An 11,108-nucleotide genomic window follows, 5' to 3' on the forward strand; every position below is an offset into this window, starting at 1 on the left:
CATGACCCATCCCCACCCCCCCGAGCGGCCCCTGGCCGGCCGCACCGTCGGCGTGACCCGGGCCGAGACCCAGCTGGGGGAAGCGCGCCGGCTGTTCGAGCAGGCCGGTGCCCAGGTGGTCGATCTGCCGGCCCTGGTGGTCACCCCACCGGATGCCTGGGGCCCGCTGGATGATGCCCTGGCCGAACTGGACGACTTCCACTGGCTCGTGTTCTCGAGCGGCAACGGCGTGGAGGCCGTGGAGCGGCGGTTGCAGCGGCAGGGCCGCTCCCTGGCCCGGCGACCACGGGGTCTGCGGATCGCCGCCGTGGGTCGCAAGACCGCGGCACAGCTCGAGGACCTTGGCGCCCCGGCGGACTTCATCCCACCGGATTACGTGGCCGACAGCCTGCTGGAGCACTTTCCCGTCTCCGGCTGGGGGCTGAGGCTGCTGCTGCCGCGGGTGCAGAGCGGCGGCCGGACCGTTCTGGCGGAAGCCTTCGCCGAGGCGGGAGCCCGGGTGGTCGAGGTGGCCGCCTACGAGACCCGCTGTCCGGAGGGGCTGCCGACGGCGGCCCTGGCGGCCCTGGAGCAGGACCGGCTGGACGCGATCACATTCAGCAGCGCCAAGACGGTGAGTCACACCGCCCTGCTGCTGGAGGGGGCCTTCGGGGAGGGTTGGCGCGAGCGCCTGGGAAGGGTGGCGGTGATCTCGATCGGTCCCCAGACCAGCAGGCGCTGCATCAGCGCCCTGGGCCGGGTGGATGCCGAAGCGAGCCCCCACGACCTCGAGGGGCTGGTGGAGGCCTGCGGCCAGGCGCTCAGAGCTCGGCCGTGACGGTCTGCTTGCCCTGACGCAAGGTCAGCCGGCCCCGGTCCACATCGATCGCCGCCACACTCCAGCCGGAAGGGAGCAGATCGGTGTTGCGGCCACCCCGTTCGCCCACACTGAGGACACCGGCGTTGCCGCCGTATTCGACGATGGCCTGGGAAGCCCCAGCGGACCGGATCACCCCGCTGAAGCGGAAGGCGGCCGGAAGATTGAGGCGTGGGCGGGTCGTCCCTGCGGCCGCGACCGGCACGAAGGGCGCGAAGGGATCATCACGGCCCATCCGGAACCCGGCCAGCACCTCATTCGCTGAGGGCAGCAGAGTCAGGCCGGTGCTCTCCGGCTTGGTGGGTGGGGGCGGAACCGGCGCGGGGGCCGCCACGGGGCGGGGCGCCGCCGCCTTGGGATCGGCCTTGGGATCGGGCTCGCCCGGGCCGCAGCCGGTCACGGCCAGGGCCAGGAGCAGGGCTCCCAGGAGCTTGTCAGCTCTGACGTTGTTCAACCAGGTCTCGGAAGCGGTCAAGGTTGGCCTGCAACTCCTTGGTCACGATGCCCCCCAGGATGCTGGGTTCCATCAACGGTGCCAAGACCCCCGGCAATTCATAGCTGACCGAGAGCTTCACCGCCGTGGTGCCGTCGGCCTGGGGATAGAAGCGCACACCGCCGCGGGTGGGCAGCCCCCCCACCGACTCCCAGTGCAGTTGCTGGGCCTCCACCCGCTGGGTGATACGCGCCTTCCAGTGGAAGCGGAAGCCCTGCGCAGCAAGGGTCCAGTCGGTGAGATCGGGGTTGCCCGGCTCGGTCACCACCGATTCGATCCAGCGCATCCAGCGGGGCATCGCTTCCAGGTCACTCCAGACCGCCCAGACCTCGTCGACCGGAGCGGCGATCTGGGTGGTGACGCTGTGCTCGAGCCAACGGCCCATGGGTTCTCCTGCTGTTGGCCTAGGGGCCTGGCTGGCCTGGGGGATCCTGTCGACTGGGCCAGGCTGTGGCTGCCAGGCGGTGGCGGCCAGGCTGTGGCGCTGGCGCCTTCAGGGCCGTGAGTGGCCGGTGGCGGCGTTGGCCGCCAGATGGACAGGACGGTCCAGCATGGCGGCGGCCGCCAGATGGCCACTCATCGTGGCACCTTCCATGGAGTCGATGTAGTCCTGCCGGGTGTAGCTGCCGGCAAGAAAGAAGTTGCTCACGGGCGTGCGCTGGCTGGGGCGATAGGGCTCCATGCCCGGTGCTTCGCGGTAGAGGGACTGGGCCAGCTTGACGACATGGCTCCACACCAGCCTGAGGTTGCGGGCCGAGGGGAACAGGCGGCGCACCTGCTCATCGGTGGCCGCCACGATCGCCTCGGTCTTCTTCGGGATCCAGGGATCGCCAGGGGTGAGCACGCACTGCAGCAGCGAGCCGAGTCCCTCCTTGCGGTAGTCGACCGGGCTGGCCAGGGCCAGATCGGCGAAGCAGCTGAAGTCGGCGTCGGCGGTGTAGAGCAGGTTGTCGAGGCCGGCGGGCCGGCTCAGATCGGCGCGGGCGGCCTGGGCGGCCGCAGAGTCGCCCAGTTCGGTCACCCAGCCGTCGTAGCGCAGCTGCACCGTGGCCACCGGAACGGCCTCCAGCTTGTAGAGGTTGTCGAACAGGGCCCAGCGGCGCCAGGCCGCCGGGATCATCCGCTGGATGCCGGGCACGTCGCAGGCGGCCAGGTAGGCATCGGCCTGCACCTGGATGTCGCCCTCGGGGGTGCCGAGCTTCAGGCCGCTCACCCGGGTGGCGGGCTGGCCATCGGCGGCGGCCGGGCCCTCCTCGTACTGCACCTCGGTGACGCGGTGGCGCAGGTGCAGCCTGCCGCCGCGCTGCTCGATGTAGGCGAGGATCGGGCCGGTGAGCCAGCGGTGCGGCGATCCCTTGAGCAGGTTGAGCTTGGAGGCTTCGGTCTTGGACGCGAACATCATGAAGATGGTCAGCATGCAGCGGGCCGAGATGGCCTCACAGTCGATGAAGCCGAGGGCATAGGCGATCGGGTTCCACATCCGCCGGATGCTCTGCTCGCTGCCCCCGTGGCTGACGAACCACTGCCGGAAGCTGAGGCGATCGAGGTCGCGGATCACCTGCATCGCCCCCTCGTAATCGATCAGGCCACGCACGATCGGGCTGGTGCCCAGGGCCAGGGCGTTGCGCAGCTTGTCGATCCAGTCGAGCTGGGGGGTGGTGAAGAAGGCCTTGAGGCCGTTGAAGGGGGCGCCGATCGGGAAGCGGAAATCCAGCTCGCGCAGGTCACCGCCCGTGTTCACGAACAGATGGGTGTGGTCCTTGGGCAGGAGGTTCTCGATCGCCCCCACCTTGCGCAGCAGGGCGAAGAGGTTGGCGTAGTTGAAGAAGAACACGTGCAGCCCCATCTCGATGTGGTTGCCGCCCTCATCCACCCAGCTGCCCACCTTGCCGCCCAGGAACGGCCTGGCCTCGTAGAGATCGACGCGATGGCCGGAATCGACGAGATCCACCGCCGCCGCCAGACCGGCCAGACCCGCACCGACGATGGCGACCTGCACCCTGCTTGCTCCCATGGCTGTGCGTCCGACTCTATGGATGCGACACCTCCGCCTGGAGGTCCATAGAGTTGGCGCAGCCCACCTGGCCGACGCGATGAGCACGGGAACCGCAACCGCACCTGCCACCTTCACCGCCCGGGATGGCAAGGGCATCCTGATCACCGAACCGGCGATGCGACAGCTGGCCGCCCTGATCGTTCAGCAGGGGGAGGGCAAGGTCCTGCGGGTGGGGGTGCGATCCGGCGGCTGCAGCGGCATGAGCTACACGATGGACTTCATCTCCCCGGACGGCATCCGCCCGGACGATGAGCAGTACACCTACGAGCCCGAGGGAGCGCCCAGTTTCCAGGTGGTCTGCGATCCCAAGAGCCTGCTGTACATCTACGGCATGCAGCTCGATTTCTCCAGCGCCCTGATCGGTGGCGGGTTCAATTTCACCAACCCGAATGCCAGCCAGACCTGCGGTTGCGGGAGTTCCTTCGCGGTCTGAAGCACCGCCATCGGATCCGCCACGGAGCCGCGTCCTGGCCGCTGCCTGCCGCGCTCTGCCGGTGGCATGGGAATCTGTAGGCCCGTGACCGTGCGCCCACCCGCCATGTCGGCCAGTTCCACCGGGGACGCCCCGGAGACTTCCCCACCGGAGACCTCCCTGTTCGATGCCGCCATCGGCCGGTACAGCGCAGGGGCTGACCCGGCGGATCTGCTGGCCGATTTCGAGGCGATCACCGCCCAGGCCCCGCGCCAGTCCGCAGGTTGGACCTGCCTGGCATGGCTGCAGCTGCTCACCGACCAGCCCCAGGAGGCCCTGCGGTCGGCCCGAACGGCGGTGCGGCTGAACCCCCAGGATCCCCAGGCACGCATCAACCTGAGCCTGGCGATGCTCGAGACCGGGGCGAAGGGCGTCCGGGAGCACATCGAGATCGTGCAACGGGTGATGGTGATGGCCCCGGAACTGGCCGGCGAACTGCAGGAGGCGATGGCCGATGGGCTGCAGCGCAAGCCGGGCTGGGCCGCCATGCAGAAAGTGAAGGCGTGGCTCAACGGTTGACCACCGCCCGCTGACTCCGGTGGCCTCCGTCCTGCTGCTGAGCAACGGCCACGGCGAGGACCTCAGTGGCGCCCTGATCGGCGCCGGGCTGATGGCCCGGGGCATCGCCGTGGAAGCACTGCCGCTCGTGGGCCATGGCCAGGCCTACCGCCAGCGCGGCATCCCGATCCTCGGCCGCACCCGCGAGTGCAGCACCGGCGGTCTGGGGTTCACCAGCTTCCGCGGCCAGCTCAGCGAACTGCTGGAAGGTCAGGTGGCCCACGTGCTCGGCAGCCTGCTGTGGCTGATCCGCCACCGACGGCGGCACCGGCTGGTGATCGCCGTCGGCGACCTGGTGGCCGTCCTGGGGGCCTGGCTGGGTGGACGGCGCTCGGCCGTCTACCTCGTGGCCTACTCGAGTCACTACGAGGGAAGGCTGCGCCTGCCCTGGCCCTGTGGCTGGATGCTCCGCCGTCCTTCGGTGCTGGCCGTCTGGAGCCGCGATGCCCTCACCGCCCACGACCTGAGCCAGCAGCTGCGCCGCCCGGTGACCTTTCTGGGCAACCCCTTCCTGGACGCCGCCCTCGGCCCGCCCCGGCCGGCCTCCAGCGGGCAGGTGCTGGCGCTGCTCCCGGGCAGTCGCCTGCCGGAAGCAGCCCAGAACCTCGAGCTGATGCTGCAGCTGCTGGCCCTGCTCCCCGCTGCCGGCCCGCTCCGGGCTGGGTGGCGCGTTCAGGCGGCCCTGGTGCCCGCCCTGGATGCCGCGGCGCTCGGCCCCATGGCCGAGCGGCAGGGATGGCACTGGGCCGGGAACGACCGGCTGCGGCGCGATGGCCTGGACGTGGAGCTGGTCTGGTCGGGCTTCAACGCGGTTCTGGCCAACGCCGATCTGGTGGTGGCGATGGCCGGAACGGCCACCGAGCAGGCGGTGGGCCTCGGCAGGCCGGTGCTGCAGCTGGTGGGCGATGGCCCCCAGTTCACCGAAGGTTTTGCCGAGGCGCAGCGCCGTCTGCTGGGCCCCGGCGTGTTCTGCGCCCCTGGCGGCGCCGACCGGCAGACCACCCTTCGCCGCAGCGCCACACTCGCCCATGACCTGCTCGCGCAACTGGCGGATCCCCGAAAGGGCACGGACCTGCGGGACCAGCTGGCGGCCACCGCGGCCGAACGCATCGGCCCACCCGGCGGCAGCGAGCGCCTCACAGCAGCGATCATGGATCTGTTGACCGGAACCCATGGCTGACGCCGCCACCCCCTTGCAGCGCCTGAAGGGAGCTCTCGACAGCCTGCTCGTGGCGAATGTCTTCCTCGTGATCGCCGGGGCCGTGTGGTTCCTGATCGCCGTGGTCTGCCACACGCAGCAGATGGAGGCTCCCCTCGATCTGTTTCAGCGGCTCTGGGAACCGCTGTTCACCCCCGCCATCGGCCTGTTGATGGCGGCGGCCGTGGTCAGTGGAGTGCTGGGTTGGTGGCAGCGGCGAGGGCAGCGGGGAGCTCGGGGTACTGAAAGCTGAATCCCTGGGCCAGCAGCCGCCCGGGCCGGACGCGCTGACCCTCGAGCACCACCTGGGCCCCGTCGCCGAGCAGCAGCTGCAGGATCGGGGCCGGCACCGGCAGCAGACTCGGGCGCCCCATCGCCTGGCCGAGGGCGGCGGCGAAGCCGCCCATCGTGGTGGGCTCGGGGGCGACGGCGTTGTAAGTCCCCTGGAAACGGGGATCCTCGAGGGCCGTGGCCACCAGGCGGCACAGATCGTGGCGATGGATCCAGCTCATCCACTGGCGACCACTCCCCACCGGCCCGCCGAAGCCCAGGCGGAACACCGGCAGCATCTTGCCCAGCGCGCCGCCGTCGGCACCCAGCACGATGCCGATGCGAAGGATCACCAGCCGGCAGGACGGCGGCCGTGCGGCCGCAGCCGCCTCCCAGCGCCGGCAGATCTCCGCGAGGTAGTCCTCGCCGCCAGGGCTCTGCTCGATGAACTCGGCGGTGAGACTGGTGCCGTAGTAGCCAACCGCCGAGGCATTCACCAGCACCTGGGGGGGATGCTCCAGCCGGGCCATCGCCTCCACCAGATGGCGGGTGGTGGCGATCCGGCTCTCCATCAGCAGCTGACGGTGGGCCGCCGTCCAGCGCTTCTCGGCGATCGGTTCCCCGGCGAGATTGACGACCCCCTCGGCGGCGGCCAGGGCCTCCAGCAGCCCCAGATTGTCCCAGCTGGCCGGATCGGAGGGATCCAGCTGCAGGCAGGCGAAGCGCTCGCTGACGAGGGCGGCGAAGGGTTGCCGCTGCCGGCTGACCAGGGTGATCTCATGGCCGAGTTCGAGCAGGAAGGGCACGAGTTCCCGGCCCACAAAACCCGAGCAGCCCAAAAGCAGCAGTCGCACCCTGTTGATCCCCGCCTGACCGAGGAGGCTAGGGCGAAGCGGTCGCAGCAGGGCTGCCCAGCCGGCCTGGAAACGGCGCAGGCGCCCTAGCCTTCCGCCAGCTCCTCCTGTGTCATGGCCGAGACGCCCACCCCCGCCCAGCCAGCGCTGAAGAAAGGCGCTCTGGTGCGTGTCGATCGCGCGGCCTATGCCAGCAGCCTGGAAGCCAGTGCAAGCGATCCCCAGCCACCCGCCTACATCTTCGAGGGGCCTGGGGAAGTGCTGCTGATTCGGGGTGCCTATGCCCAGCTGCGCTGGCGACGCCCCGTGCCGGACGTGTGGCTGCCCCTGAACCTGCTTGAGGCCTACCCCGACTGAGTCGGACCCGCTCAGATCCTCAGGCGTCGGTTCTCCTGCTGCAGCTGAAGGCGGTGCGCCCTCGCCTTGCGCAGGAGCTCGCGACCATCGCGCAGATAGGAGTCCACGTACCCCATGGTGTAGCGCTCCAGGTCGATCAGGGCGTCCTTGACCAGACTCAGGCAGTGGTAGAGGTCCAGGGAGAAGGCCTGCAGGCCCGGTGGGCAGGGCCATGAGCGGTAGAGCGTTTCTCCCCGCGCCACCCGAGCCTGGCTCTGCTCGAGGAAGCCACAGAAGGCTTCCATCAGCCGGTCGTCGTAGGGGTCGGCGGCCAGGGCCTTGAGTTGGGCAGCAAACGGATTGATCACCTGGGCCAGCAGGCGATCGATCGGGGCGTACACCTGGCGCAGCCACTGCTGCACGGCGGGCTCGCTCTCGGCCGCCCGGGCGACGGGCCGCGTCACCACGGTGGCGGCGGCAGGGGAGGCCTCAGCGGGGGCGGCCGAGGCCGCATGGCTGTCGTGACGGCGGCGCCGTTCCGCGTCTCCCAGCACCTCCCAGGCCGCATTCAGGGCCAGGATCGTGGTGTCGTCCCCCCCGGCATCGGGGTGGTGCTGCTTGACCAGGGCGCGGTAGGCAGCCTTGATCTCCGCACCACTGGCCTGGGGGGAGACCCCGAGCACCGTGTAGGGATCGGCAGAAGCCAGCGGCGGGACCTCCCGAATGCGTCAGCTCACCAGAGGCTCAAATTACGCGATCGCGCCGCGGCACAGACAGAGGCACGGACAACAGAAAACCCCGGCCGAGGCCGGGGTCGCTGGAGGAACGGTGTGAGAAGCGTCGGCGCCGAAGGCGCGATGCAAGACATCGAGGATGAAGAGAGGGCCTGGGTGTGTGAGGAACCAGGCCCGACTCCGATCAGCTGATCAGACCTTGCTGATCAGAACTTGAAGGTGGTCTTGACCAGACCGCCGTAGGTGTCATCAGCACCGTCGTTCTCGATCCAGAAGAACGCGGGGGTCACGCTGATGTTGTCGGTGACCTGGAACTTGTACCACAGCTCGTAAGCCAGGGTCTCGTCGCCATTGTTGGTCCAGATGCCACCGGTACAGATCGTACCGAGGTCACCACACTTGCCGGAGTTGTCAGCACCAGCGGAACCGATAGCCATGCCGAGGGCGTTGCCCTTGACGAACATGTCGGCCCACTGCAGACCCACCATCCAGCTCCAAGCCTCGTCATCACCAGGGGTGGTGCTGAGGTCATCGGTGTAGCCGAAGCCGGCGCTGATGCCGGGGACCCAACCAGCATCAGAAGGCTGCCAGTAGGCGCTCAGGCCGATGTTGTTCGAGGAGTTGAAGCCGATGTTGGTGAAATCGGCGTAGGTGTAGGCGAAGGCAGCACCCCAGTTCTGAGCGGCGTAGCCGATCTGACCGGTGATGGTGTAGTCCTCACCCATACCGATGTTGGAGTTCTCAGCGGCGATCTCGTTGGAGACGTAGTTGACGCTGACGCTGAAGCCGTCCTTCTGATACCACAGGCCGACACCGGCGCCGTTGTTCAGGCTGTAGGTGGCCCGGGCACCGGCGTAGGTGAACAGGTCGAGGATAGTGTCAGCCGGGTAGGCGCTGGGCCACATGGCCAGCATGTCGTCCTGACGGACCTTGGCACCCACGGTGGCGGTGAAGTTCTCGCCGACGGGGAACTGGTAGAAGAGGCGGTTGATGCCGACGGAATCAGCACCGCTCCGCTCCTGGAAGGCCACTTCGAGGGCGGTGTTGCCGTTGCCGAACACCGAGTTGGCGAAGTTGCCGGCGCGCAGGGTGGTGCGCAGCAGGTCCTTGCCAGTGAAGCTGGTGTCGAACATCAGGCGAACGTCATAGTTGCCCGTGAACTCGTCGCCGAAACCGGTATCACCGGCTCCGCCGAACACCATGGTGGCGATACCCTTGAGCTTGGTGGTGGTGGAGAACTGGTTAGCCTCCAGTTCGCCGACCTTGGCCTCGAGGCCATCCACACGGCCCTTGAGGATGGCGAGTTCCTTCTCGAACTCGGCCATCAGGCGCTTGAGCTCGTCGGTCACCTCGGTGACGCGGTCGAGACAGGCGTTGAGCAGGGCGGCCGCTTCAAAGCGGGTCATGGCCTTCTGGCCGCGGTAGGTGCCGTCGGGATAGCCGGCCACGCAGCCGTAGCGCTCGATCAGGTTGGAGAGCGCCTGGTAGGCCCAGTCAGTCGGCTGCACGTCCGAGAACTGGGAGATGCTGGTGACTTGCTCCTGGGAGGCGTACTGGTTGACGCCGTCCATGTTGAGCTCGGAAGCGGTCGCGGCCACGGGGGCCAGCAGTCCGAGCGCAGCAGGGGCGACCAGCAGTTGCTGGAAAAGTTTCATGGGGTCCTCACACAAAAGGGCGCAATGCGCCGCGCCCTGATCTTGGTGGCCGCGTCAGCCGTTGACAGCCCTCGGTGTGCCAGAGATCACAATGGCCCGGCCAGGCCGGCCCGTTCAGGCCCCTTCAGAAGGCCCCCTCAGAACGATGCCCCCGACATCCAGGAACTTCCTGGGTGTCGGGGGCTCTCGCCGGGTCCGCCGGGATGCGGAACCGTTTGATCAGGGTTGAGGCGCCGTAATCAGCCGGCGTTCTCCGCGATCAGCAGACCCTTGGTGAAACAACTGGAACTCACGGGCACCTCCTCCTTTGGGGATGACGTCAACCGGCGACGTTTCCGGCCGGCGATCCGAGACCGCTGACCACGCCACTGTTGACACGACTCCGACACCATAACCAGAACCATCCTCAGGAGTTGATCGGGTCAGGAGTTGCGATCGGGGAAGACCGCGCCACCGCGATGGGTAGCCTGCCGGGCCAGCGCACCGCCTTCAGCGCGGTGCTTGCGCAGAGCAGTGGACAGCACATGGGCGGCAGCAGCAGAACCAAGCAGCGCCGGCAGGAGGGGCGGCGACGGGACCGCACCGGGTCCGGGGTGCCCGAAGCCGATCTCAGCCGCCGCCACTGGACCTTTCCGGCCCGCTCCCGTCGCACACGGCTGAAACGCTGCCTGCATGACCGCCTCGAATGGCTGATCTGCCGGGCCTCCCTTCACGGTGACCTGCCGGTGTTCCATGCCGACCGCTTCGGCTGGATCACCCAGGTGGAGCGGGAGTGGCAGGGGGTACGGGAGGAACTCGAGATGGTGCTGCAGCATCGCGAGGCGATGCCGAACTTCCAGCAGATCCTTCCCCAGGTCGGCAAGATTCAGAAGGACGACCAGTGGAAGACCTTCTTCCTCAAGGGCGTCGGGATGGATTGCCGCGAGAACGCCCGGCGCTGCCCGCGCACCATGCAGCTCCTGGCGACCATCCCGGGCTGCAGCACCGCCTTCTTCTCGATCCTGTCCCCCCACAAGCACATCCCCCCCCACCGAGGGGCCTGGGCCGGCGTGCTGCGGCTGCACCTCGCGCTGATCGTGCCGGAACCGCGGGAGCAGTGCCGCATCCGCATCGCCGACCAGATCCACACCTGGGAGGAAGGCCGCTGCCTGGTCTTCGACGACACCTACAACCACCAGGTCTGGAACGACACCGACGGCTACCGGGTGGTGCTGTTCGTGGATTTCGCCAGGCCGCTGCGCTGGCCGGTCTCGGTGCTGAACAACTGGATCCTCAACCTGGCCGCGCTGGCGCCGTTCCTGCGGGAGGCCAACCAGAACCAGCAGGCCGCCGAGCGCAGCTTCTGGAGGCGGTTCAGCGGCCCGCCCAGCTGAGAGAGAGCCCCAGCCCGCCGCCGGCGCACGACCCCAACCCGGAACCACCTGCCATGAAAAAGCGCCCCCTCGGGGGCGCTGGGTGGCCTGATGGCTCAAGCGACGAGGCCGAGAAACTCAGAGAGCGTTGCCGCGGGGCAGGACCTCTTCAGGGAAGACGAAGTTTTCGTGCGGCTGGTCAGCCGGGGCCATCCAGGCGCGGAGGCCTTCGTTCAGAAGGATGTTCTTCGTGTAGAAGGTCTCGAATTCGGGG

At 68.6% G+C, this 11,108-nt stretch carries 13 protein-coding genes and 1 pseudogene; 7 read left to right on the forward strand and 7 right to left on the reverse strand.

Annotation, left to right across the window (positions count from 1 at the left end; translation table 11 throughout):
* Position 1: 1 nt before the first annotated feature.
* Positions 2–817: a uroporphyrinogen-III synthase gene (locus tag ACLNEE_RS14525; RefSeq protein WP_411423859.1), complete on the forward strand. Its 816-nt coding sequence runs from the start codon at positions 2–4 to the stop codon at positions 815–817.
* On the opposite strand, the gene ACLNEE_RS14530 is transcribed toward ACLNEE_RS14525, so the two are convergent.
* The 3 genes from ACLNEE_RS14530 to zds all read right to left on the reverse strand — a co-directional run bounded on the left by ACLNEE_RS14530 (position 801) and on the right by zds (position 3,348).
* Positions 801–1,331, reverse strand: coding sequence for a hypothetical protein (locus ACLNEE_RS14530; RefSeq protein ID WP_412007264.1), 531 nt, complete (start codon positions 1,329–1,331; stop codon positions 801–803). The genes ACLNEE_RS14525 and ACLNEE_RS14530 overlap by 17 nt on opposite strands.
* A complete protein-coding gene (locus tag ACLNEE_RS14535; RefSeq protein WP_411424709.1) occupies positions 1,291–1,734 on the reverse strand; it encodes an SRPBCC family protein in 444 nt (147 codons plus the stop codon). Before ACLNEE_RS14535 ends, ACLNEE_RS14530 begins: the two co-directional genes overlap by 41 nt.
* 108 nt (positions 1,735–1,842) lie before the next feature.
* Positions 1,843–3,348 carry a 9,9'-di-cis-zeta-carotene desaturase gene (zds, locus tag ACLNEE_RS14540; RefSeq protein ID WP_411424708.1) on the reverse strand — a complete coding sequence of 502 codons (1,506 nt, stop codon included), beginning with the start codon at positions 3,346–3,348 and terminating at the stop codon, positions 1,843–1,845.
* 94 nt (positions 3,349–3,442) lie between these two features.
* Between zds and ACLNEE_RS14545 the strand changes: the two genes are divergently transcribed.
* From ACLNEE_RS14545 to ACLNEE_RS14560, 4 genes are all read left to right on the forward strand, one after another.
* Positions 3,443–3,838 (forward strand): iron-sulfur cluster assembly accessory protein, encoded by a 396-nt coding sequence (locus ACLNEE_RS14545; RefSeq protein ID WP_411424707.1) that lies wholly within the window; start codon positions 3,443–3,445, stop codon positions 3,836–3,838.
* A 105-nt stretch (positions 3,839–3,943) separates the two neighbouring features.
* Entirely contained in the window at positions 3,944–4,396 is a 453-nt protein-coding gene (locus ACLNEE_RS14550) for a hypothetical protein (protein ID WP_412007265.1), read from the forward strand.
* A 19-nt stretch (positions 4,397–4,415) separates the two neighbouring features.
* Positions 4,416–5,615, forward strand: a complete 1,200-nt coding sequence (locus ACLNEE_RS14555; RefSeq protein ID WP_411424495.1) for a lipid-A-disaccharide synthase-related protein — start codon at positions 4,416–4,418, stop codon at positions 5,613–5,615.
* Positions 5,608–5,886 carry a hypothetical protein gene (locus ACLNEE_RS14560; protein ID WP_411424494.1) on the forward strand — a complete coding sequence of 93 codons (279 nt, stop codon included), beginning with the start codon at positions 5,608–5,610 and terminating at the stop codon, positions 5,884–5,886. Before ACLNEE_RS14555 ends, ACLNEE_RS14560 begins: the two co-directional genes overlap by 8 nt.
* Here ACLNEE_RS14560 and ACLNEE_RS14565 read toward each other — a convergent pair.
* The gene (locus tag ACLNEE_RS14565; protein WP_411424493.1) at positions 5,822–6,757 is read right to left on the reverse strand and encodes a TIGR01777 family oxidoreductase; all 936 of its coding nucleotides are present in this window, start codon (positions 6,755–6,757) and stop codon (positions 5,822–5,824) included. The two genes, ACLNEE_RS14560 and ACLNEE_RS14565, sit on opposite strands and share 65 nt — an antisense overlap.
* A 114-nt stretch (positions 6,758–6,871) precedes the next feature.
* Here ACLNEE_RS14565 and ACLNEE_RS14570 point away from each other — a divergent pair, with 114 nt between their 5' ends.
* The gene (locus tag ACLNEE_RS14570; protein ID WP_411424492.1) at positions 6,872–7,114 is read left to right on the forward strand and encodes an NAD(P)H-quinone oxidoreductase subunit O; all 243 of its coding nucleotides are present in this window, start codon (positions 6,872–6,874) and stop codon (positions 7,112–7,114) included.
* A gap of 11 nt (positions 7,115–7,125) precedes the next feature.
* Here the strand turns inward: ACLNEE_RS14570 and ACLNEE_RS14575 are convergent, their stop codons facing one another.
* Entirely contained in the window at positions 7,126–7,776 is a 651-nt protein-coding gene (locus tag ACLNEE_RS14575; RefSeq protein ID WP_411424491.1) for a J domain-containing protein, read from the reverse strand.
* Positions 7,777–8,033: 257 nt separating this feature from the next.
* Positions 8,034–9,482, reverse strand: coding sequence for an iron uptake porin (locus tag ACLNEE_RS14580; protein WP_411424490.1), 1,449 nt, complete (start codon positions 9,480–9,482; stop codon positions 8,034–8,036).
* 458 nt (positions 9,483–9,940) lie between these two features.
* Between ACLNEE_RS14580 and ACLNEE_RS14585 the strand changes: the two genes are divergently transcribed.
* Complete coding sequence (locus ACLNEE_RS14585; protein WP_411424488.1) at positions 9,941–10,855, forward strand: aspartyl/asparaginyl beta-hydroxylase domain-containing protein; 915 nt, start codon at positions 9,941–9,943, stop codon at positions 10,853–10,855.
* Between the two features lie 117 nt (positions 10,856–10,972).
* Here ACLNEE_RS14585 and ACLNEE_RS14590 read toward each other — a convergent pair.
* Positions 10,973–11,108: pseudogene (locus tag ACLNEE_RS14590) on the reverse strand (photosystem II D2 protein (photosystem q(a) protein)); the annotation flags it as partial.

Source organism: Aphanothece stagnina RSMan2012 (assembly GCF_046764815.1).
Taxonomy (GTDB): domain Bacteria; phylum Cyanobacteriota; class Cyanobacteriia; order PCC-6307; family Cyanobiaceae; genus NIES-981.